Source organism: Bradyrhizobium sp. I1.14.4 (assembly GCF_050435825.1).
Lineage (GTDB): Bacteria > Pseudomonadota > Alphaproteobacteria > Rhizobiales > Xanthobacteraceae > Bradyrhizobium.
Window position 1 is genome coordinate 1 of record NZ_JBNDLA010000041.1, and the last position, 22,710, is coordinate 22,710.

A 22,710-nucleotide genomic window follows, 5' to 3' on the forward strand; every position below is an offset into this window, starting at 1 on the left:
CTTCGTCCACATGGGCGCCCCTTCAAATTCGGACCGCCTCCCTTGAATCACAAACGATTCCGATGATTCAAGATGTTCTCGGACAGATACTAAGGAGAGCTGCACTATCGCCTCCCCCGAATTTCAAGCCGCAAATGCAAATCGTTCGGCTATCGCTATTTTCCTATCGCATAGAGAGTAAACCGACGGCCGTGCATCATACTGGTTAAGCGGTCCGGGATGCTGGCGGGCTGATCTCCGACAATGTAGAGGTAATCGTAATTGGTGCGCCAGGCGCGAACATGCGACGGGACCGTTCCGCCCGCCGAGGCGCTGTTCAACTGCGAAATCGTTGTTGGCAGGTAATCAAGCGCGTCTTCGATCTCGAATGCCGATTTCGAAGCCGATTTCCTGACGGGTTGCTGACCAGACAGCGTGTATAGCGATGGCACGAACGCAGTTGCATAGTGTACCGCCAAGGTTGGGGCATAGAACATCGGCGCATTCATACGGCCGACTTCAACATCGCTGCGCGCGACCAGAATTGTTGAATTGGCATGAAGTAGCCGAAACGACGCGATAATCTCGGCGTAGTCAGAACGGTAAGCGGCCCAAATCGAGGCTACGGTCGCTGCATTAATGAGTATGATGCTTACAGCCACGAGCGCGGCCACTGATCGAACAGCGACTGACGGCCAGTGCACCGTCAAAAACGCCGGCAGGATTAGCATTATTGCTGGAATTAGACGAACGTCAGCGTATGCGCCGCCGAACAGACGGGCCGGCATCAACAGGTACGCAACGAGAAAACCGGATCCGATAAAAACGGCTGGTCGGGCCATGCCCAGTATGCGGTTGTACGCCAGGAATACCAACAGCCCGGCAATCGAAACCCCAAGTGCGATCGAAAGAAATAAGTTGTAGCAGTTCATGACCAGCAATGGCCACATCAGCTTCAGTCCGAACCACCACGTAAATACTGGCTGCTCAGGCGTGCCGCCCGACCACATCAGAAACAGGCAAGCCGCGATCGCCGGAAACGCCATTGCAACAAAGGTTCGCGCGGCCTGACGATATCCGCGAACTTGGCTCGCTTCGTAGCAACCAATCGTCAACCCGTAGACGCCGAGCGCAAACAAGTGAGCGAAGAACAATATGATGAAAAAGCAGGTATGTAATCCGACCAAAAGAAGCCAAGGCCCTCCGCGAAAGTGGATCCAAAATACGATGGCCCATAGTGCGATGCCACAACCGAATTCCCAGTTCAGCAGCCCCCAAAGAAACGGCAAACTGTAAAGCGCGACCAGTGCGGCGAAGCCCGACAGCTGATGTCGCCCACGAACGTTCAATTCCAGCGCTATCGCGCCACTAACCACCAACGTTTGGCTTACCAGCAGAAAAAGACGAGCGGCCGTCTCGACGCTTACGAACCGCGCCGCCACTGGGACCATGAGGTCGACGGCGAGATTCGGATAGAGCCGCCAGTCTATTTCGTAAGCCGGGTTCGGACGGCCCGCAGCAGCATCCACAAGAAGATGCATTCGGGCGAGGTGGTTTACATAATCGATCATAGCAGGAGTGTCGACCGACAGCACCGGAACCACCGACGCTGCAAATAGCAAACCGACGAGGAGCAGACTTCGCTGATCAATCAGTTCCTCTGGCATAAAGGGTCCGCCTCTCACGCCTACGCGGTTTTGACTGTCGCCGTCGCTGGACATCATCAATTCCGCTCGAAGGCCCTATTGGGCTACTTTCCGAAAGCTGGCTTTCAAGCCCGCATGATGTGCGACGGCCACGTGATCCGCATGGATCGTGTCCACTCGACTATTCGATCGACTAAGCGACGACGACCTCGCTTGAGGAAACAACCGGCGAAAGTCGGCCGCCTTTGGCAAATGTGGCATCAGCTGAAAACCTCAATTCCTTGCTTGTGGCGCGGCAGGGCGCAGCAGGACAAACAGCATGCAAACCATTACGACCGGCACACCAAATCCAAAGAAAGACAAGCGAGGCACTTCTACGAGTGGTGCGGACCAGGGGAGCAGCAACAACGACGAACCCGGAATGATCGCCGTTCCATCGAGCATGTCGCGATATAGCAGCAGCACAACAGCGGCGAGCAAAACCAGGTCATAGGGCGAAACGTGTGGCGCCGCTATCAACGTCGCAATTAGCAGCACTGCGATGCGCCGGTCGCGCCCTAACGCGCCACGAAAAGCGATCCATGTGCAAACTAAAGCCAGAAGGATTGCCGCGCTTTGCGCCGCATTGGCGAGCCAGTCCGGCGCACCCAGCGCTGTCGCGCAGGCCCAAACACTCAGGCCCCACACCCTCCCCGCGTTCGACCATGCTAGATCGCTTGCTCCACCCATTAGGGCACCCGGCAGAGTATGGCCTAGCCAGTCCCGCCAAGGGGCGAAGCCGAATATGGCGGCACTGAGCACGATTGCAAACGACGCGGACACGATGGCACCTGCTAGCGCACGCCAGCGACGCGCCGCCAGCAAAGCCACCGCGACCATGATGGCAAATTGCGGCTTATAGCTTAACAACCCGAGGATGAGCCCCGCCGCAAAATCGCTACGGCCGAGCAAGCCCATACCGCCTAACAGCAACGCGAGCGTCAGAAACGCGTTTTGGCCGGCGATGACATTCATGGACGCGGCTGGCGACAGAGCGAGACCAAGCACCCACAGCGCCCAGCGCCTAGAGGAGCCCGCCCAGAAACGACAACCGGCGGCGACAGCCAAGGCAAAGCTCGCCACCTGAAATGCTGCGTATGAGATCGCGAACGGCAGGACCGCGAATGGCATTAGAATGAGCAGAAAATGCGGTGGATACATCCAAGGAAACAATGGGAGGGGGCGGCTTAGCCAGGCGTGGAATTGCTCGCTGATCTGAGCCGTGAACGCGACCGGGTCGGCCAGTAGCGCGAAGTCCCCCGCCATCGCCGCCCGAGCGGCGCGCCAGTACACCATGTAGTCAATGCCGGGGGTGATGTAGCGCTGCCCAAACGGCCCGTTATGATCAAACGCCATAACGAACTTTAGCCAGCCGTATAAGCCGATTACGCAACCTATAATTGACACCAGCGTAAGAAGGCCGCGGCTTCCGGGCTGAGCGTGGCCAGCGACACCTAAATGGGGAGCGGCGACGAGCGGCTTGATGGCTTGGTCAGCATCTGCTTCGCGATCAGCTTTCACATCAGGCATCCTGGCTGGTATTGCTCCGGGGAACACGGTACTCACGCGACCCAGCGCGCAGTCGGGTAAGCAAATTGCAAAGGCGTGAGCCCTGCGGTCTGGACACAATTATAAGCTGTTGTAATCAGAACTAGACTAAAACGCGAATACCGGCAGAATGACCCCAATGTCTTGATTGTATAGCGAGTCGGATACTTGCGATACTGCGCCTAAGCTCCACGATTGTTTAGCGCCAGAGCCAGCGTCACCGTATAGCGAAGCTGTTTAAAGAAAACTTCGTTAGCCTCGAAGACCGACGGAATCATCACACGTTTTGTTGGACATAGGTCCGCTTGCAGGAGATAGGCGCGCTATGACCGTCCAGAGGCCCTTATTCGCAGCGGCAAAGGCCGGCTTCGTCCTTCCGGCGTGGTTTTGGCTGGGGGCCGGTGTGTACGCGCTCCTGTTGGTCAACGGCAACGCTCTTCTGAACGATTCCGATACCCATTGGCATATCGCGGTGGGGAAATGGATCCTTGATCACAACGCCCTTCCGCGCGTCGATACTTATTCCTTTACGAAAGCAGGCGAACCGTGGATCTCGACTTCCTGGCTGGCGCAAGTCCTCTATGCCGGCAGTTTCGAGACAGGCGGCTGGTCCGGGCCGATAATTCTCGCTGCGGCCTGTATCGCCGGAACGTTCGCCTTTCTCGCCTTCATTCTCGGCCGACGCATTCGCTCGATCCATGCAATCATCATTGCGCTGGTGGCTTTGGCAGTTTCCGCGTCTCACTTTCTCGCCCGCCCACACGTGCTTGCGTTGCCCGTTATGCTTGCATGGGTAAACGGGCTTGTGGGTGCAAGCGAGAGACGCGAACCACCATCGTTTTGGCTTTTGCCACTAATGACGCTCTGGGCAAACCTTCATGGAGGATTTGTTTTCGGGCTCGCGTTGATCCTGCCGATCGCATTTGACGCCTTGTGGAATGCGGAGGTTTCGCAGCGAGGGCCATTGGCGCTGCGTTGGATCGTTTTTGGTGCCTGCGCATTTGCCGCCTGTTGCGCGACCCCTTACGGATGGGGGTCGATTCTCGCGGCGCGCAAAATTCTAGCACTCGGGGAGTTGCTGAATCTGATTTCCGAATGGAGCCCAGCGGATTTCAGCCACTTCAGCATGTTCGAAGGGTCTATATTGGCTTTGATAGCGGGTTCGCTTTATTTCGGCCTAAAGCTTTCGCCGCCACGAATTCTTTTGGTGCTGGGGTTGTTTCACATGGCCCTTTCCCACGCTCGAAACGTCGATATCTTCGCCTGCCTTCTGCCGCTTGTGGTGCTGACGCCTGTGTCATCGCAATTCGGCCTGCAAGCGGATCGAACAGGTAAGATGATTTTTCCAACTGTGCCGGCCGCGATGCTAATCGCCGCTTTCGGTGTGTCGACATGGGTGTATGCAGCCAATCACAAGTTCTCGCCGCCGCTCATTCATTCGCCTGCGGCTGCCATCGACGTGCTCAAACTCAGAGGTGCCAAGCGCGTCCTCAACGACTATCCGTTCGGTGGGTACCTGATCTCGGAACAGATGCCGGTCTTCATCGATAGCCGGGCCGAGTTATATGGCGAACAATTCGTTATGGCCTACTTCCGAGCGCTGCAGCTTAAAGACGTAAACCAGTTCCTAGGCTTGCTCAAAGAGTACGAGATTGATGCAGTGCTCTTGATGCCAGCAACACCGGCAGCAGGTCTGCTTGATCATCTCGACGGCTGGCAGCGCGCCTACTCAGATGAGACCGCTGTGGTGCACATCCGCAACGCGGGAAATAGTAGGCACGACGGGGCTTTTAGATGATTGATTCAATCCGGGATTGTCAGCGCGTTCAATCTTCCGCTTCTAAATCGAGTCCCAAGCTAACCCTGGGTGCGTCTCTCCCGATTAGCTTCTTTGTCGCTGCAATCGTCGTTGTCGCGATCTGTCCAGTGCTGTTAGTCGCTCTTCCGGCGATGGTGGATTATCCGAACCACGTTGCGCGCATGTATGTGCTCGCTGCAGCGGGCACGCCAGATGCCAACCCTTTCTATGAGATTAGTAAAACACTCTACTCCAACCTCGCTATGGATCTTCTTGTTCCGCCGCTTGCGCGGATTGTCGGCGTCGAACCGGCCAGCAAAGTCTTCCTGATCGCGTGCCAACTTCTGATCGTGAGCGGCGCGATCGCGCTCGAACTGGCAGTGAAGCGGCGGCATGAAATCTCAGGGCTTGCTGCGGTGATGTTGCTGTATTCTTTCCCCTTCGCCTGGGGATTTCTCAATTTCCAGTTTGGCCTTGGCGTCGCACTATGGGGATTGGCTGTTTGGGAATTCATGCGTGGTCGCACGGTCGGTGCGCAGCTGATCGCGCATTCCCTTTTCGTCACGGCGCTCTATGTTGCGCATCTGTTCGCGCTGGGGCTCTACGCGGCAACGCTCGGTTTTCTTGAACTCTCGCGGTTCAACTGGCGGCGCTCAGGCATTTTGCAACTCGCCATGTTGGGCGCGCCGATGCTGGGTGTTTTTGCGGTCTTACTCGCGTCGCCCACTCATGTAGGAAACGGCCCAACCGAGTGGATCATTGGCTCGAAATTCATGTCGATCTTCGGAACCCTCAACGGCTACAGCACGAAGCTCCCCGTTGTTGAGGCCACTGCGCTGATAGCGCTCTGTTACGTTTTGTTCCGTACCCGGAGGCTGTCCTTGGGCCACTCGGGTCTCTGGCTCGCAGGCGGCTTCGCGCTGCTATTCCTTGTGACGCCCTACCGCCTGTTCGGAGTCGCCGGTGTTGATTTTCGCGTGCCGATTGCCGCCCTACTGATTCTTCCAGCTTACACGACGATCTCGGTGACGGGGCGTGCCGCGACCTTAGCGGCCGTTGTTCCGATTGGCATCGCACTCATCAACGTGGCGGTCACTACGGCCGTTTGGCTCAGCTATCAAGATGATTACGCAAAAATGAAAGCATCGTTCACACTGCTCGACCGTCCGTCTCGCATTCTGGTCGGTCACAGCACCGATGGACCGATAGGATTGCTCCAATGGCCGATGGATCACGCCCCAACCCTCGCCGTGTCGGCTAAGGCAATGGTGACGACGGTCGCGCTGCCAGGAATAACCTCGATTAATGTTGTCAAAGAACACCGAAACCAGGCGATCGACGAGGTTTTCGACCTCAACCCCGTCCCGCTCTCGAGACTTACGGCCCTTGCAACAGGCACGGACGACCCACGCGTGCCACGGTTCCTGCGCCATTGGACGAGCGAGTTTGACTATCTTTATCTGGTGGGACCGCGCATCGAGAACCCCCTGCCCGGTCGGATTGAGGAACTTACTGGCGGAAAGCTATTTACCATGTACCGAATCAGCCAGACCCAAGAGCCCTGACGCTTTCAATGATTCTGTGATGGACGTCTTCGGCCTATTCATGCAATGCGCGTCGTTTTGAGCCATTTGCCCCCGACAAACATGGCCTGATCGGCAGCTTCGCGGAGGTCGTCAGCAAGACGCAGGGCGTTCGATCCGGACCGGCGACAGAGCCGAAACCACAAGATCGACATGCGCGATTTACTCTGGCTATCCAATCACATGGCCGAGCGTCGGCACAGCTACCGCACAGGAAAATTGATGCTGGGGAATTGGTGGACGCGAGGGGCTTTTTGATGATTAATTCAATCTGGGATCGTCAGCGGGTTGATTCTTGCGCATTTTAAAGCGAGTCAAGGCTAACTGTGGTCGCGCTTCGCCAACAGACCTATCTCCCGATTAACTTCTCCGTCGCCGCACTTGTTGTTGTCGCGATCTGTCCGGTGCTGTTGGTAGCTCTTCCGGCGATGGTGGATTATCCGAACCACGTTGCGCGCATGTACGTGCTCGCTGCAGCGGGCACGCCAGAGGCCAACCCTTTCTATGAGATTAGTAAAACACTCTACTCCAACCTCGCTATGGATCTTCTTGTTCCGCCGCTTGCGCGGATTGTCGGCGTCGAACCGGCCAGCAAAATCTTCCTGATTGCGTGCCAACTTCTGATCGTAAGCGGCGCGATCGCGCTCGAACTGGCAGTGAAGCGGCGGCATGAAATCTCAGGGCTTGCTGCGGTGATGTTGCTATATTCCTTTCCCTTCGCGTGGGGATTTCTCAATTTCCAGTTTGGCCTTGGTATCGCACTATGGGGGCTGGCTGGTTGGGAATTCCTACGTGGTCGCACGAACGCTGTACGACTGATCGTGCATACACTTTTCGTCGTCGTGCTCTATGTTGCGCATCTATTCGCACTGGGACTATACGCGACAACGCTCGGTACTCTTGAACTCTCGCGGTTCAACTGGCGACGCTCCGGCATCGTACAACTCGCCATGTTGGGCGCGCCAATGCTGGGGGTTTTTGCGGTCTTACTCGCGTCTCCTACTCATGTAGGAAACGGCCCAACAGAGTGGAAGATTGCCTCGAAGTTCATGTCGATCTTCGGAAACCTCAACGGCTATAGCGCGGGACTAGCAGCTGTTGAGACCGCTGCGTTAATCATGCTCTGCTACGTTTTGTTCCGTAGCGGGAGGCTGTCCTTGAGCCGCTCAGGTCTCTGGCTCGCAACCGGCTTCGCGATGCTATTCCTTGTGACGCCCTTCCGCTTGCTCGGGATCGCCTATATCGATTTCCGCGTGCCAATTGCCGCCCTGCTGATCCTTCCCGCTTACACAATTATCTCGATGACGCGGCGCGCTGCTGCTTTGGCGATCGTCGTTCCAATCGTCATCGCGCTCATTAGCGTCGCCATCACTTCGGCCGTGTGGCTGAACTATCAAGATGATTACGCAAAAACCAAAGCATCGTTTGCACTGCTGGACCGTCCGTCTCGCATTCTGGTCGGGCGCAGCACCGATGGACCACTGGGATTGTTCCAATGGCCGATGGATCACGCCCCAACCCTCGCGGTGTCAGCTAAGGCAATGGTGACGACAGTCGCGCTGCCAGGAATAACTTCGATTGATGTTGTCAAAGAATACCGAAACCAGGCAATCGACGAGGTTTTCGACCTCAACCCCGTCCCGCTCTCAACACTTGTGGCCCTTTCAACAGGCACGGACGATCCGCGCGTGCCACGCTTCCTGCACCATTGGACCAGCGAGTTTGACTATCTCTATCTGGTGGGACCGCACGTCGAGAACCCCCTGCCCGGTCGGATTGAGGAACTTACTGGCGGAAAGCTATTTACCATGTACCGGATCAGCCCGACCCAAAGGCCCTAGTCGCGTTCAACAATTCTGAAATGGCGGCGTCGCGCTAGTACCCGGAATCGGAGCACGACCACCGACTAATTGACAAATCGCTCCCCCCGATCGTAACCGGTATGAGCCCCCCACCTGGGCATCGCGCGACTGAGCTGCGATACCGCCGGGTATGAACTGTCTTTTGGAGGTGGGCTATGGCAGATGCCATGCATGAAGCCATGCTTGATGCCAGGCAGGAAGGCGGCTCCTATCGTCGGATCGAGGTGATCACAGGGCAGCGTCGACGACGACACTGGACGGCGGAAGAGAAGGCCCGGATCGTGGCGGAGAGCTTCGAGGAAGGGACCAATATTTCCGAGGTCGCTCGGCGCCATGGTGTTGTCCGTGGGCTGCTGACGGTGTGGCGGCGCAAGTTCGCGACGACAGCGGGCTTTCAGGCGCCAGGCTTCGTGCCGGTCCGGATCGCTTCCGAGAGCGGTTCGGCGACGGCAGAGGAGCCGGACCGGTTAGCGTCCGCGCATAAGGTGGTGCCGCAGATGGCATCGCCCCCAGGCAAGCTTGGCGGGATGATCGAGATCGAGGTAGGCGGGGCACGCGTCCGGGTCGAGCCGGGAGTGGAGCTGGCGACGCTTTCGACAGTGCTGTCGGCGCTTCGGGGCATCCGTTGATTGCATTGCGGTCTGACCTCAAGGTGGTGCTGGCGGCACAGCCGGTCGACTTTCGCAAGTCGGTGCACACGCTGTCGGCGCTGGTGAGCGAAGCGCTGCGTGCGAACCCGTATTGTGGCGACGTCTTCGTGTTCCGCAGCAAGCGCATGGACCGAGTGAAGCTTCTGGCGTGGGACGGCAGCGGCATGGTTCTGGTAACGAAGTGGCTGCACCAGAGGCGCTTCACCTGGCCGCCGATCCGCGATGGCGTGGTGCATCTCAGTGCGACGCAGCTCGCGATGCTGCTCGACGGGCTCGAGTGGACGCGTGTCTCACCGAAGCCTGTGAAGCAGCCGGCGGTTGTCGGCTGAGAGGTGAGGATTTCGCTGGAGCGCGGGTCGCGCGGATGTATCGTCTGAGCATGGCGATTCGTCCCGACGCTCTCCCGACCGATCCGGCGGCTCTGACCGAGATAGTGCTCGCGCTTGACGCCGAGAACGAGAAGCTGCGCGTGGCGATGCAGACGCTGAAGGAGATGATCTTCGGCAAGCGCTCGGAGCGGATGGCGGCGATCGTGGCCGAGCAGCTCGCACTCGAACTGGACGATCTCGCAAGCGGCGTCACACCACCTGCGTCGGCCAACGACGATATGCCTGCGACGAAGCCGCCCCATAAGCCGCGCAAGAAGGCGCGCCGCAACATCGGTGCGCTGCCCAAGCACCTGCCGCGCTGTGAGCAGGTGCTGGAGCCGGACACGACAGCGTGCCCGTGCTGCCAGGGCCTTCTGCACAGGATCGGCGAGGATGTCAGCGAGGTGCTGGACGTGATCCCGGCGATCCTGCGGGTGCTGCGGACGATCCGTCCCAAGTACGCCTGTCGCAGCTGCACCGATGGTGTGGTCCAGGCGAAGGTGCTGCCGCGTTTGGTTGAGGGCGGAATGGTATCGACGGCACTCGTGGCTCACGTGGTGGTCTCGAAGTTCGCCTGGTATCTGCCGCTATACCGGCAGGTGCAAATTCTGGCCGGTCAGGGCATCCACCTTGACCGCGCGACGCTCGCCGGCTGGGTGAAGCGTGCGGCATGGTGGCTCAAGAGCCTTTATGAGCTTCAGCTGCGGACGATCCAGGCTTCGCCGCGACTGTTCTGCGACGAGACGCCGATGCCGGTGCTCGATCCTGGACGAGGTCGCACCCGCATCTGCCAGTTCTGGGCGCATGCGATGGATGACCGGCCATGGGGCGGCCCCTCGCCGCCGGCGGTCGCCTATGTGTTCGCCGACGGCCGCGGCGCCGCGGAGATCGCCGGACAATTAATCGGCTTCTCCGGCATTCTGCAGGTGGACGGCTACGCCGCCTACAAGGCGCTCGCCCGCGGTCATGGCGGGGCGATCCAGCTTGCTTTTTGTCTCGCCCATGCCCGACGCAAATTCGTCGAGGTGTACAAGACGATGCAGTCGCCGTTCGCTCACGAAGTGATCGAGCGCCTGCAGCCGGTCTACGCCATCGAGGCCGAGATCCGCGGCTTGAGCGCCGAACAGCGGCTTGCCGCCCGCCGCACCAGGACCGCACCGCTGATGGAGGTGCTGAAGGCGCGACTGACCTCGATGCTCGACCAACTGTTCTCCCAGTCGAAGCTGGCGGAGGCCATCAACTATACGCTCAATCACTGGGACGGACTGACGCTGTTTCTCCGCGACGGCCGCGTCGAGGTCGACAGCAACACCGTCGAGCGTTCGATGCGCCCGATTGCTCTGGGAAGGCGGAACTCATTGTTCAGCGGCAGCGAGGGCGGTGCCGAGAGCTGGGCAATTCTTGGGTCACTGGTCAATACGGCAAAGCTCCACGAACTCGATCCGCAGGCCTATCTGGCCGATGTGCTGGAACGCATCGTCTCCGGTCAGACCAGGAGCCACCAGTTGCACGAACTTCTCCCCTGGAACTGGAAGGCGGCCCGCGAGCTCAACCCGCGGGAGGCAGCATGAGCCGACGCCGCCGTTCATCATCTTCATCTTCATCACCGATGGCGGCAGCCGCGATGCCGCTCGACGAGCTTGAGCCTTGGCTGCAGGCGCGCGCCGAGCAGCATCCCCTCGCCACGAGTCTTCCCAAGCTCGACGGCTATGTCGCCGCGATCGTGGCCGGGCCGGTGTCGATGAGTCCGATCGACTGGATCTGTCCGCTACTCGCCATCGACGCCGACGCATTCAACCACGGCGGCACGCCGGAATTCGCTGCGATTTCGGCCGTCGCGCTGCGCCACAACAACATCAGTAACATTCTATCCACCGCACCAGATCGGTTCGCGCCGATCCATGGCCGCAAGCCGAATGGCGACGTTGATGCGCGGCCGTGGTGCCAGGGATTCTATGCTGCCATGCGGCTGAGACTATCGGCCTGGGCCCCGCTGCTCGACATCGGCAACATACACCACGGCTTGCTCCTGCCCATCCTGCTGCATTGCGTCGACGATCGAGGGCGTCCATTGCTTGGACCGCCAAGGAAAGGCCGCGAGACCGAGGAATTCCTGCGCAACGCCCATACCGACATTCCGGACGTCGTCGAGGCCATGCGCCAGTACTGGATGCCGACCCGCTACGCTCGCGCGCGCTGATCACCACACACGTGGGAGCTCATACCGGTTACCCCCGATCCGTTTGTCGAACGATGCAAACCATGCGATATTCTCACAATGGAAGAAGCTGAATTCGATCGATTCGCCGACGAATATGAGAGTCAACACCGACGAAATATTGCCGTTACAGGCGAGGCTCCTGAATTTTTCGCTGAGTATAAGATTAGCCAGCTAGCAACTTTTGTTCCTGACCTGCTGGTCTCTCCCACGAGGATTTTGGACTTCGGATCTGGCATCGGGAATTCGATCCCATTTTTCAGGAAGTATTTTCCCAACGCTTTGCTAACCTGCGCCGACGCCTCGTCACGAAGTATCGAGCTGAGCCAAAAACGTTTCCCCGGCAAGGAACTCTTCGCCCATGTCAAGGGCAATGAAATTCCGCTCGATACCGATTCGTTCGACGTTGTATTCTCGGCCTGTGTTTTCCATCACATTGCGCACGAAGATCACCGCCACTGGCTAGCTGAGATGCTTCGGGTCACCCGACCTGGAGGAATGTTGGCGATATTTGAGCATAACCCATTCAACCCGTTGACCGTGAGGGCCGTAAACTCGTGTCCGTTTGATGAGAATGCAAAGCTCATCCCCGCTAGCGCTTTGATGCGATCGATCAATGACGCTGGTTGGGTTTGGACCGGGCTTTGCTATCATCTTTTCTTCCCTCGAGCGCTTGCGGCGCTGCGCCCGATTGAAAAGCATCTTAGCTGGTGCGCCCTTGGGGCTCAGTATTCGGCGAGGGCACGTAAACCTTAACGCGTTTCGCTTCTGGCGGAGATCGTCGAGCCCCCCTTCGACGGCCGGAGCACATTAGCCATCTTCAGGGGTCACCCGACGTAGACGCTTCCAACCGGAGCCGTTTTCACGCAATATTATTAGCGGCAATTGTTTTTTCAGTACGTGGGCGCGTAAGACCTGGTCCTAACCTTTGTGCGGAATCCTATTAGGGAGCATCCTCCAAAATGGGCAATCTCCTCCCTCCAACTTTAAGTGTTGTCATCCCCTGCTACAATGAGCAGGAAGTCCTTTCCGAAACCGCCCAGCGGATAGCCGCGCAGCTTCGAAGCATGATTAATGCGCGCATGGTTAGCGAGGATAGCCACCTGCTCTTCGTCGACGACGGATCGAGCGATCGGACTTGGGCAACGATTGAGGAACTACATCGAAGGGCTCGCTGCTTTCTCGGACTCAAGCTTTCGCACAATCGAGGACACCAAAACGCCCTGCTCGCCGGTCTGCTCTCAGCAACTGGCGACATTGTCATCTCGATCGATGCAGACTTGCAAGACGATCCGGAACTGATCACTGAAATGGTTCAAGCGAATGCGGCAGGAGCGGACGTCGTGCTCGCGGTTCGAAGAAGCCGAACAACTGACAATGCATTCAAACGCATGACCGCCCAAATATACTATCGCTGCCTTCACTGGATGAAGATCGAGATAACCTACAATCACGGCGACTATCGCCTACTTAGCCGGCGCGCTATCGAAGCGCTCCGGCAATACGGCGAGTCAAATCTATTTCTTCGTGCGCTCATTATGGAGATAGGCTTCAAAGCTGTGATCGTAAGCTACGACCGAGCGCCCCGATTTGCCGGCAGCTCAAAATACTCCTTGCGAAAGATGATCGCTCTAGCGCTAAACGGCGTGACTTCGTTTTCCACAATGCCACTCCGCCTCATCACGGGGGTCGGCTTTGTCGTCTCCTTCTTCTCCTTCCTGATGGGAGCCTGGGCGCTTTTGGCAGCCTTCTTCTCGGTCGTTGTTCCTGGCTGGGCTTCTACCGTTATCCCAATCTATCTGATATGCGGCGTTCAATTGATTTGTCTCGGTATCTTGGGCGAATACATAGGAAAGATCTATCACGAAACCAAGCGTCGACCTCGTTATACAATCGAAACGACTCTGCTGGAGAACGAGCGAAAAAACCGAGATCACCCCTGTCCCGCGCAAGATTCTTAAATTTGCGCGGTCTTATTGCCCGGAGGCTGAGCAACGAATCGCGGCGGTTGAAGCACCGAGAATCGAGTAATCTTGGCGAAACGGGCCTTTTTTTATTCATCGCCCGGTCGCGCTAATGTGCTGTTGGTAGGACGCCATCGTCATGACCTTCCAAAACAAGCGTAGGATCGACTATTGGCTCGGCGGGTTTTTGCTAGCTCTGCTATATTTGCCGGTACGTTGTTTGGGACTGCTCTTGCGGCGAGACCATTCAACCAGCCGCCGGCGCGGTTGCGTGGTAATAAAAATGGTCGGGGCAGGTAGCCTGTTTCTGGCCATGCCGTCGATGAACGAGATCCGCCGGCGCTTTCCGTCGGATAGCTTTTATTTGGTCGGAACGCCCGCCGTGATCAACGTGGCTCGGGGGCTGGACTGGTTCGATGAGTATTGGACGATCGATGACTCATCCTTAGTCAAGCTGGTCAAGACCTCTCTTATCGTGCTCTGGCGAATGGGGCGGAGAACCGATCATCTCATAGACCTCGAAGTTCACTCCCGCCTCACCACGGTTTTCAGCGTATTGTCGATGGTCCGAAACCGCATTGGGTTTGTGGATGAGATCGTGTTTTGGCGGCGCGGATTTTATACGCACATGACGTTCTTCAACGTTCATGGCCCGGTCTATCTGTTTTATGATCTTCTTGCGAGTTGGTTTGGCATCGACACCGTGGGGGTGACTAAGTTTAACTCCAGGTTCAGGGACCAAATCATGAGGACCGCGCAACCAGAGGGCACTCCACCGTCCGCACCATATATCGCCGTCGGCCACGGCTGCTCCGATTTCGGCGTTGAACGGAAACTGCGGCCCGAAGAGTGGGGTCGACTGCTGGGAGATGTCGAACTCGTCACCCATGACATCGTCTTTCTAGGTGCCGCTGCTGACAGCGCCGAGGCCGAGGCAATCATTGCGGTCATGGGGCGCGGCCGGAATCTTTGCGGGCGTTTCAGTATTGCGCAGTCAGCCCACATGATCGCACATGCCTCTCTCTACTACGGCATCGACTCGATGCTGCTGCATATGGCGCGGTCGCTGGGAGTGCCCACGGTTTCAGCCTTCGGTCCGACCGATCCGGCCACCCGGCTCCGCCGATTGAGCCTACTGGAACGTGTTGAGTATGTCCGTCTCCCGTGCTCGCCTTGCATTCACGTGAACGAAACGCCGCCTTGTAATGGTTCCCGCGATTGCATGGCGCTAGCCTTCCAAGGCTTAATGAGCAACTCTAGGCCGGTCCCCTCGCTTGAGCCGCACCGCATATGCCCAGCACTCGGCTGGACATTGGGGCCCTCTGAAAAGAGAGTTCGTGCGGCGCGGGTCAGCGCCGAATGAGCGTGAGTCACAGCCATCGCGTGACATCCGGCCTGTGTTTTCTGGCACTTTGCGCAGTGGGACCTATCATTTGCCTCTGGCTTGTCGCCGGCTGGGGTGACCGCCTGTCGTATGTCGACCAATATTCTGAGGCCAATGTTCTGCGGGAATTGCGTCACTTCCTAGAGGACGGTTTAGCGAGTCACTATGGATTGGGCACAGTCTATTATCCTGGCATGTACCCGGAGGACGGCTTTGCGGCTGAAAAGGACGTCAGCATGTATGGCGTCTCCAGCGAAGGTGTTTACACACATTACCCACCCGGCCCGGAATATCTTGCTTATGCTGCAGCGCGGGTTTTTGGCGCCACGCCGGTTTCCCACCTTAGACTTCTTCCCATCACCATCGGATGGGTGGCAATAACCTGTCTCGGCCTTTCTGTACGTCGACGGTTTGGGACGGCCGTCGGGTGGCTGGTGATGGGGGCCTGCGCTATCACGCCGACGGTCTGGGACGGGTTCGTTGGACTGCATGACCAGGGTTACGCAGGCGCATTACTAATGATCGAACTGGCACTCGCGATTGGTCCGGGAACTGGCGCCTGGTCATTCGCTCTGCTCGGATTTCTCCAAGGCTGGCTTACTTTCGATTATTTTTTTTTGGTTGGGTTGACTCCGTTGGCCGTCGAACTGGCGATGCCGCGGATCGACCCGGATTATCGGCCGCGTTGGAAACTTGCCTTAACACGCACGTTGCTGGCTAGCGGCGGTTTCGCGGCCGCACACGGGCTTCATTTTATGGAAGTATGGGCATATTGGGGATCCTTCTCGGCCGCTCTGAATGACTTCCGGAGTTCGGCCGCACATCGATCCGGCATCGCTCTGTTCGATCAGGCAGGCCTATACTCGATGGTGATGCTACTCAACTTCATGTCCTATTTCGTGGGACTGCATCCGCTTAGTCTGTCACTGATCGTGCCGGACTTTCAGCTTCAGGCCGAGTGGGGCACTTTCCGCTTCCTCGGACTTTCGCTCGGTCCTTGGTGGGTCGTAGTGACGCTAGTCCTTTCGATCGGACGTCTAGCGACTCAAAATCCACAGCTGACGAAGATTCGTACAAAGTGGACCATGGTGTGGTGTGTGGGCGCAGCGGTATCATCGGTTTGGTTCGTCGTCATGGTGAACCACGGCTACGTTCACAGACATTTCCTATATCGGCACCAGTTCATTCTATTTTTCCTGATGATACTCTTTTTATCCGTTGGCGCCGAGCGATGGGTGCGGTTTATTCGGCCCTTAGCGAGGGCTGAAGCACGGGACGCTGCGCATCCGGGTCTCATTCAATAGTCGTTCGCGTTGGTCCACGATCTCTTCGAGCACCCCGCGATCTTTCAGCGAAACGTATCCAGCGATGATGTATTCCATGGCCTTCATAGGAAATACCAAGGAGAACTGCTTTGCTACAATGGCTCCATTAGACCGTAGCCGGTAAACCCTCCGCTCGCCCACCACCGCCGGCATGCGAGAAAATCTCCCTGCGCTTCTAAGGGACAGGGCAAGTTGGAAATCGCGTTAGTAGCATACCCTCTAATCTAACCGAGGCCGAAAGAGCTCTGGCACGACCGCAGTCACAGGGCGTCCACGCGCACAAGCGGTGATCTGCTTTGGCACGGGAGTTAACATTGACCCCGCAAAAATACGGGTTTGACCAGAACTATCCTTCAGCCGCCCGAGAACGGCCGCTGTGGCGGGCAAGTTCGGCCTGCGGCCGTGGCGCGCTCGCAGCCTGGTACGCCGCGGGCCACGCCATGCTGCGGTCGGACCACAGCCGAAGACCTAAATGACTATCTTCTTGAGGCCTTTGATGGGGCGGAGTAAGGTTTATGTATTCGCGAAGTCCTTTTTAAAAATTGGATAGCCGTTTCAAATAGGCGTCTTTTACATGCGCCGCGTGATCGACACCGCTCCAAAGGATGGGACATTCGTCATTCTTGAGGATGACGTACGCGGAAGCTTTGAATCTGCTCAGTGGTCGGCTGAGGGGCGTGGCTGGATCAAGGAAAATGGCGAGCCAAGCGAGATCACGGCGACGCATTGGCTAACGATGCACCTTCCCGAGGAAGGTGATGAATTTATTCTGCAAGATGAATTTATTCCGCCAAAGGAAACTGGATCGATCGCCCCCCCGGCGTCGCCAGGGCCCCGCTCCTTTTGTTTCCCCTCGGGCTTGGCCGAACGCGCGAGGGTGACGGAATTAACTCGTCTGGTTACGAACGCGGACCCGGTCACTGGCGTCCTGGTTGAAACGCGGGCCGCGCAGACCAAACAGGAGCGCGGACCGGCCGCGCGGCGGCGGTTTGCCGCCTCCTCGATCGCCGCAGTGATGGTCGGGGCGTCGCTCGTCGGCTGGTATTTCCACCCGGAGTTCGTCGCCCATGTGACGCGATACATTGGTGAGCAGGATAACGTCAGACCTGACACAGCTGGCGTGGAGGCCATCAACCAAGAGACCCAGGTCCCAAGCCAGGACTCGCAAAAAGCCGATTCATCGGCGCGGGATCCGGCTCTTCATCAGCAAGCCGACCGGGCAATCTCACAGGCACCGCGGGATACTGCGCAGGGCAAGCAAGGTGCGGAGGCAACGGAGCCGGAAGAACAACAGTCTTCTGAAAAGGAGCGGCGCCGCGCAGAGGCCTTGGCAAATGAACTGGCGAGGGCGCAGCAGATCATTCAGATGCAAATAGCGCAGGCGAACAAGGCGCGCGATCAGGCGACGCAGCTCGGTCAGGCCGCGGAAAGCGGGATGGCAGAGCTGCGACAGTCTCTGCAGAAGGAACACGACAGGGCCGAGGCGCTGGCGGGCGAGCTTGCGAAGGCGCGGCGGGATCTCGAGATCCAGCTGGCGCTGTCAAGCAAGGCCGGTGACGAAGCGACGCAGGCGAAGAGAGCCGCCGAGAGCGTCACGGCGGAGCTGCGACAGTCTCTGCAGACGGAGCACGACAGGGCCGAGGCGCTGGCGGGCGAGCTTGCGAGGGCACGGCGGGACCTCGAGACCCAGCTGGCGCTGTCAAGCAAGGCCAGTGACGAAGCGGTGCAGGTGAAGAAGGCCGCCAAGAGCGCGACGGCCGTGCTGCGGCAGTCTCCGAAGAAGGAGCGCGACCGGGCCGAGGCGCCGGCACCGGGCCGCGAGCCCACGCTGACTCAAGCCGCGGAGGCGGCTGCGACCGAGCAGCCAGCGGTCGCTGTGGCGCAAGGCAGCCCGGAAGCGGCCAGGTTGCTGGCGCGCGCCAGCGCCCTGCTCGGCCAAGGGGATATCGGTGCAGCGCGGATCGTACTCGAACACGCCGTCGAGACGGGTAGCGCACAGGCCAGCTTCATGCTCGCGGAGACATATAATCCCCTCGTTCTTTCCACATGGAAGACCTACGGAACACGCGGCGATGTGACGAAGGCGCGCGAGCTATACGCAAAGGCGCTTGCCGGCGGCATCCAGCAGGCCAAGGATCGATCTGTCGCGTTGCATTAGGGGGAGGATGGACCTCGTCATTGTTCGAGCGCTGGTTCGCTGAACGCACCAGAAAAATCTGGTCCGCGGACTTGGTCGGTCGGGGTCTTTGTGTTGCGCCTGCAGGAGCTCACTTTGAGGAATGGCTTGAACACGCGTGCGGACGCGCAGTTCGCTTTCAGCGGGCCCCCTAGGTACTTCGATCAGGGTCACGATTGGTGTGACCCACCGGCACGCCGTCGCCCGCGTAGTGGATGAACAATTTGTCGCCGGCCGCGTGCGACTGGCCCATCGTCACCGACAGGCGACCCTGCCAGGCACGGCAGAGAGTATGGGAGCCAGAAGAGGCCGCGTCACCCGGGCGACATCATCCCGGAATGCCGGGCAAGATCGTCTCGGAACGGGTGGGCGGCTTCAAATCGAATGGTGGGCGAGATCATCTCGGAACGATAGGCGACATCGAGTGGAATCCGCATCAGCTGCCTGAGAAACGGTCGCCCTTCCCCGCCCCCGCGTTATGGCTGCTTCCGCAGACGTCTGCATACGTCGGTCCATCTACAAAGCCGATCGGAAGAGCGTTTTGAGGCTGCTCGATGGCTGGATCAAGCGGCGGGTTGAGCCGATGATAGGTCGAGCGAACGATTGGACCCAGCCTGTCCTTCGGCTTGTTGAAGACGGGCTATAAAAGGCAAAGAAATAGGACATGGACATAGTCAGGACCGCCCTGGGACGGCTGGAACTGCCACACTGGCTCATCATAATGGGCGCATTGCTGGCGGCTGTAGGCCTGATTGGGCATATGGTCAGCCGCAGGCAACTGGCGAAGGTCCAGGACAATTCGGCCAGCGAGCCGAGGCATGAGCCGCGTCCTCAACTGCCACCGCTACCGGATCTTCTTGATTCCCGCCCACGAAAGGATCGGCCATCGAAGCCAGGTTAGCTAGTGCCAAAAATCGAGTAGAACGGAATCATCGCGCCATGATGGTTGACGCGATCTGATGATTCATTGAGAGCGACTCGGGGGCGGAGATGGAAAAGGGGAAATGAGTGCCACCGAAGCCCTGGCAATAATAATTTTCGTCTGCCTTTTGGCCGCATGGGTGATTTTCGATCTCGTCAGAACCTTCAAGACAGGGCGAGCCAGGAGCCGACACGGCACGGCCAAGCGAGGACACCAGCCGGTTCGATTTTGGTGCTACGTGCTTGCCGAGTTCTTCGTGCTCGCGTTTTGTTTTGTAATGTTTTGCTTGGCAGCATTCTGGCCGGATATTTTTCGTTAGAGGTGCTTCAGAACCAACAGGCAGCCGCGGCCGTAGGCTTCCACGAGCATAAGCGGTTATCTTCGTTGGCGGCACGAGAGGTGCCCTTGAGCCGTAAAACCACGGGGTCTGACCAGAACTATCGTTGAGCCCCCTGAGAGCGGCCGCCTTTCCGCAGCCTACGATACCTCCGTCAACCCTTAGCTTTCCACCACGTCCGCGGGGACCGTAGTTTCCACGGGAATTGAGGAAGATCTTAGCAAACCTGAATTCACTCCATGGCTTCTAGGTGCAATTGAAGATTCGTTGCATCGCTTATTCCGGTAAAAATAGGCATTCTCTTAATGGTTTTGTGTCACGGGTGAAGCATTGATTTGCGCTTTCCGGTCCTCGTGAATGATCAATGAGGATTGTCGTGGCCGTTTGTTCGATGTTTTTCCATATCCGCCGTCTGCGCTCGGATCAGTGCGGCGCCGTCAGCGTGATCATGGGTGTCCTGCTGGTTCCTCTGATCGGAGCGCTCGGTATCGGCTTCGAGGTATCGAACTGGTCCATGAGGACGCGCGGCATGCAAAACGCTGCCGATGCGGCCGCTCTGGCCGCTGCGACCAACAACAGCTCAAACTACGATATCGAAGCCAAGGCGGTCGCGGCGCGATATGGGTTTGTGGATGGTGCCGGCAACGTCAGCGTCACCGTTTCCAACACGGCGGCATGTCCGGGCGGCGGCAACAACTGCTATAGCGCGACCATTTCGGGGTATGTGCCGCTATATTTGTCGCAGGTTGTCGGATACAGAGGTGACGCAACATTAAATGGTGGCCCAGCAAAGCAGATCGGCGCCGCATCGGTTGCGAAACGGCCGAGCTCGCCGACCGACTTTTGTTTGCTGGCGCTTGGATCTCAAGGGATCCGGTCCAACGGCGCACCAAAGGCCAGCATGGCCTGCAACGCGATGTCCAACACCGGATCGACGTGCAACGGCGGCAACCTCGGGGCACCGATCGGCGCGGCGCACAACACCAATAACGGCTGCGGCGTGAACCAGTATTCGAATGTGCCCGCTGTCGCTGATGCCTATGCGGCCCTCGCCAGCAAAATTCCACCCGATCCCTGCGGCTCCTATCCGCAGGAGCCGACCAAAAAGAACGACCCGGCCCTGCCGGCCAGCAACCAATGGACCGGATCCCAATCGCTAGGCGGTAGCTTCGTGGTCTGTGGTGATCTTCGACTCACCGGGAATGTCACCATCGACGCCCCGGCGGGGGCTGTACTCGTTATCGAGAACGGTCAATTGGACACCAATGGATACTCGTTTACGACGACCAAGGGGACCGGACTTACAGTGATCTTCTCCGGCGATAATTCGGGTTCATACACCCATGGCCCTACTGGGGGTGGCACGCTCGACATCGCCGCACCGACATCCGGAACCTGGTCAGGCGTCGCCATCTACCAGGATCCGAAGCTGACGAATGGTGTCGACATTTCGGCGGCGGGCAATAGCCCGGCGTGGAACATTACCGGCCTCGCCTATCTGTCGAACTCGAGCGTCACCTTGAGCGGCGCCGTGAACAAGGCCGGGTTCGGAAAATCCTGCTTTGCGATGGTCGTCAAGGACATCACCGTGAACGGAACAGGGATGATCCTGCCGAATGGCGAATGTATCCCTGCGGGATTGTCGATGCCGTCGACCACGATACCTGGCAGAGCGACGTTGGTCTTATGAAACCAGGGCTCCCGAGCTGGCTGAATTCGCCACGCAAAGCTGCGTTCGGTTTTGCTGATCGGATTAAGGCGATCGCCGCCGACCAGCGCGGCGTCGCCGCGGTCGAATTCGGTCTCTTCGTGATCATCCTCGCGGTCGCGCTCGCGAACGTCGCCGACGTATCGTTCTACATTTACCAGCGGATGCAGGTGGAGAACGCCACGCAGGCGGCTGGCCAAGCCGCGTGGAAGAGCTGCGATCTGTCGCATCTGCCGGCAACGACGAATTGCCCTGGGCTGACAACGGCCATGCAGAATGCCCTTCAGAGCACGTCCCTGGGGACGCGCGTCTCCATGATCTCGGGCTCGCCGTCGGAGGGGTATTACTGCATCAATTCGTCGAATGCGCTGCAGTACATCAGTAACGTCACGTCAAAGCCTGCCGATTGCTCTGCCGCCGGCATGCCAACCTTGCAGCCTGGTGATTACATCGTTGTGCAAACAACCTTTAGCTACACGCCACTATTCCCGGGCCTCAGTATCGCCAGCGGTCTCCCGACTCCCGTCACCGGAACGGCAATGATCCGATTAGGCTAACCGTGCATAAGCCCCTGAAAACTTTGCGGCTCGATCAACGCGGAACGACAGCGGTCGAATTCGCTCTTATTGCACCCGTTCTGATTGCGCTCCTCGTCGGCACCATCACACTTTGCGTCGCCCTCTTTCTCGTTGGGAGCCTCCACTTTGCTGTAGAAGACGGCGCCCGATGTGCATCGATCAAAACCACGGTGTGCTCGGATTCAGCATCAATTATCGCCTACACCAAGAGTCGGTATTTCGGCCCAAACGTATCGCCCACCTTTACATATGCTGTTGCTGCTTGCGGCAATTCCGTCAGCGCATCGGTCAACTACTCAATGAATGTGGGGTCCAGGACATTGGTGATTCCGGTCTCGGCGACGGCCTGCTTTCCCTAAGATTGAATCGTTCCGACATCGCCTGTTAGCGTCTGATAAAACGCATGCTCCCGCCTGGACGCGTTGCGTCCGTGCGGGGCCGGGCTTACTCGCTGAGCGGCGCCGGATGATTCGCCTCCCCGGCCTAATCTAGATTGCTCCGAATCCCCCCAACACTGGCGCAGACAGGCTGGAGCTGGTGCGTGTGTTGGCGCGCCGCGCGTTTCAAATGCGAAATGAGTGCCTGATCTGCCTCAGCATGGCCAGCGTCGCGTCGGTGTACCGAC

18 protein-coding genes are annotated in these 22,710 nt (G+C 58.3%); 16 read left to right on the forward strand and 2 right to left on the reverse strand.

Features of this window, described 5'->3' with window-relative positions; all coding sequences use genetic code 11:
- Positions 1–155: 155 nt before the first annotated feature.
- Positions 156–1,700 carry a hypothetical protein gene (locus ABIB78_RS36765; RefSeq protein ID WP_429033901.1) on the reverse strand — a complete coding sequence of 515 codons (1,545 nt, stop codon included), beginning with the start codon at positions 1,698–1,700 and terminating at the stop codon, positions 156–158.
- A 198-nt stretch (positions 1,701–1,898) separates the two neighbouring features.
- Positions 1,899–3,185 carry a glycosyltransferase family 87 protein gene (locus ABIB78_RS36770; protein ID WP_429033903.1) on the reverse strand — a complete coding sequence of 429 codons (1,287 nt, stop codon included), beginning with the start codon at positions 3,183–3,185 and terminating at the stop codon, positions 1,899–1,901.
- A gap of 352 nt (positions 3,186–3,537) precedes the next feature.
- Between ABIB78_RS36770 and ABIB78_RS36775 the strand changes: the two genes are divergently transcribed.
- The 16 genes from ABIB78_RS36775 to ABIB78_RS36850 all read left to right on the forward strand — a co-directional run bounded on the left by ABIB78_RS36775 (position 3,538) and on the right by ABIB78_RS36850 (position 22,444).
- Positions 3,538–5,010, forward strand: a complete 1,473-nt coding sequence (locus tag ABIB78_RS36775; RefSeq protein ID WP_429033904.1) for a hypothetical protein — start codon at positions 3,538–3,540, stop codon at positions 5,008–5,010.
- Positions 5,007–6,575: a hypothetical protein gene (locus tag ABIB78_RS36780; RefSeq protein WP_429033905.1), complete on the forward strand. Its 1,569-nt coding sequence runs from the start codon at positions 5,007–5,009 to the stop codon at positions 6,573–6,575. Before ABIB78_RS36775 ends, ABIB78_RS36780 begins: the two co-directional genes overlap by 4 nt.
- 344 nt (positions 6,576–6,919) lie before the next feature.
- The gene (locus ABIB78_RS36785; RefSeq protein ID WP_429033907.1) at positions 6,920–8,434 is read left to right on the forward strand and encodes a hypothetical protein; all 1,515 of its coding nucleotides are present in this window, start codon (positions 6,920–6,922) and stop codon (positions 8,432–8,434) included.
- 176 nt (positions 8,435–8,610) lie between these two features.
- Entirely contained in the window at positions 8,611–9,084 is a 474-nt protein-coding gene (gene tnpA, locus ABIB78_RS36790; RefSeq protein ID WP_429033909.1) for an IS66-like element accessory protein TnpA, read from the forward strand.
- Positions 9,081–9,434, forward strand: coding sequence for an IS66 family insertion sequence element accessory protein TnpB (tnpB, locus tag ABIB78_RS36795; protein ID WP_429033910.1), 354 nt, complete (start codon positions 9,081–9,083; stop codon positions 9,432–9,434). Before tnpA ends, tnpB begins: the two co-directional genes overlap by 4 nt.
- Positions 9,435–9,484: 50 nt before the next feature.
- Complete coding sequence (gene tnpC, locus ABIB78_RS36800) at positions 9,485–11,044, forward strand: IS66 family transposase (protein ID WP_429033934.1); 1,560 nt, start codon at positions 9,485–9,487, stop codon at positions 11,042–11,044.
- The gene (locus ABIB78_RS36805) at positions 11,041–11,673 is read left to right on the forward strand and encodes a UPF0149 family protein (RefSeq protein WP_429033911.1); all 633 of its coding nucleotides are present in this window, start codon (positions 11,041–11,043) and stop codon (positions 11,671–11,673) included. Before tnpC ends, ABIB78_RS36805 begins: the two co-directional genes overlap by 4 nt.
- Positions 11,674–11,751: 78 nt before the next feature.
- Positions 11,752–12,447 (forward strand): class I SAM-dependent methyltransferase, encoded by a 696-nt coding sequence (locus ABIB78_RS36810; protein WP_429033912.1) that lies wholly within the window; start codon positions 11,752–11,754, stop codon positions 12,445–12,447.
- 206 nt (positions 12,448–12,653) lie between these two features.
- Positions 12,654–13,652: a glycosyltransferase family 2 protein gene (locus tag ABIB78_RS36815; protein ID WP_429033914.1), complete on the forward strand. Its 999-nt coding sequence runs from the start codon at positions 12,654–12,656 to the stop codon at positions 13,650–13,652.
- 142 nt (positions 13,653–13,794) lie between these two features.
- Entirely contained in the window at positions 13,795–15,018 is a 1,224-nt protein-coding gene (locus ABIB78_RS36820; RefSeq protein WP_429033916.1) for a glycosyltransferase family 9 protein, read from the forward strand.
- Complete coding sequence (locus ABIB78_RS36825; RefSeq protein ID WP_429033918.1) at positions 15,015–16,343, forward strand: hypothetical protein; 1,329 nt, start codon at positions 15,015–15,017, stop codon at positions 16,341–16,343. The genes ABIB78_RS36820 and ABIB78_RS36825 overlap by 4 nt, the downstream gene beginning before the upstream one ends.
- 595 nt (positions 16,344–16,938) lie before the next feature.
- Positions 16,939–18,522: a hypothetical protein gene (locus ABIB78_RS36830; protein WP_429033920.1), complete on the forward strand. Its 1,584-nt coding sequence runs from the start codon at positions 16,939–16,941 to the stop codon at positions 18,520–18,522.
- 1,022 nt (positions 18,523–19,544) lie between these two features.
- A complete protein-coding gene (locus ABIB78_RS36835; RefSeq protein WP_429033921.1) occupies positions 19,545–19,781 on the forward strand; it encodes a hypothetical protein in 237 nt (78 codons plus the stop codon).
- Between the two features lie 382 nt (positions 19,782–20,163).
- Positions 20,164–21,489, forward strand: a complete 1,326-nt coding sequence (locus ABIB78_RS36840) for a TadE/TadG family type IV pilus assembly protein (RefSeq protein ID WP_429033923.1) — start codon at positions 20,164–20,166, stop codon at positions 21,487–21,489.
- On the forward strand, positions 21,486–22,064 hold the full coding sequence (locus tag ABIB78_RS36845) for a TadE/TadG family type IV pilus assembly protein (RefSeq protein WP_429033925.1): 579 nt from the start codon (positions 21,486–21,488) through the stop codon (positions 22,062–22,064). Before ABIB78_RS36840 ends, ABIB78_RS36845 begins: the two co-directional genes overlap by 4 nt.
- 2 nt (positions 22,065–22,066) lie before the next feature.
- Positions 22,067–22,444 carry a TadE/TadG family type IV pilus assembly protein gene (locus ABIB78_RS36850; protein ID WP_429033926.1) on the forward strand — a complete coding sequence of 126 codons (378 nt, stop codon included), beginning with the start codon at positions 22,067–22,069 and terminating at the stop codon, positions 22,442–22,444.
- Positions 22,445–22,710 lie beyond the last annotated feature (266 nt).

Coding starts and splice junctions, on each gene's coding strand:
- ABIB78_RS36765 (WP_429033901.1), bottom strand. CDS start 1,700: ATGTCCAGCGACGGCGACAGTCAAAACCGCGTAGGCGTGAGAGGCGGA.
- ABIB78_RS36775 (WP_429033904.1), top strand. CDS start 3,538: ATGACCGTCCAGAGGCCCTTATTCGCAGCGGCAAAGGCCGGCTTCGTC.
- ABIB78_RS36780 (WP_429033905.1), top strand. CDS start 5,007: ATGATTGATTCAATCCGGGATTGTCAGCGCGTTCAATCTTCCGCTTCT.
- tnpA (WP_429033909.1), top strand. CDS start 8,611: ATGGCAGATGCCATGCATGAAGCCATGCTTGATGCCAGGCAGGAAGGC.
- tnpC (WP_429033934.1), top strand. CDS start 9,485: ATGGCGATTCGTCCCGACGCTCTCCCGACCGATCCGGCGGCTCTGACC.
- ABIB78_RS36805 (WP_429033911.1), top strand. CDS start 11,041: ATGAGCCGACGCCGCCGTTCATCATCTTCATCTTCATCACCGATGGCG.
- ABIB78_RS36810 (WP_429033912.1), top strand. CDS start 11,752: ATGGAAGAAGCTGAATTCGATCGATTCGCCGACGAATATGAGAGTCAA.
- ABIB78_RS36815 (WP_429033914.1), top strand. CDS start 12,654: ATGGGCAATCTCCTCCCTCCAACTTTAAGTGTTGTCATCCCCTGCTAC.
- ABIB78_RS36820 (WP_429033916.1), top strand. CDS start 13,795: ATGACCTTCCAAAACAAGCGTAGGATCGACTATTGGCTCGGCGGGTTT.
- ABIB78_RS36825 (WP_429033918.1), top strand. CDS start 15,015: ATGAGCGTGAGTCACAGCCATCGCGTGACATCCGGCCTGTGTTTTCTG.
- ABIB78_RS36830 (WP_429033920.1), top strand. CDS start 16,939: ATGCGCCGCGTGATCGACACCGCTCCAAAGGATGGGACATTCGTCATT.
- ABIB78_RS36835 (WP_429033921.1), top strand. CDS start 19,545: ATGAGTGCCACCGAAGCCCTGGCAATAATAATTTTCGTCTGCCTTTTG.
- ABIB78_RS36840 (WP_429033923.1), top strand. CDS start 20,164: ATGAGGATTGTCGTGGCCGTTTGTTCGATGTTTTTCCATATCCGCCGT.
- ABIB78_RS36845 (WP_429033925.1), top strand. CDS start 21,486: ATGAAACCAGGGCTCCCGAGCTGGCTGAATTCGCCACGCAAAGCTGCG.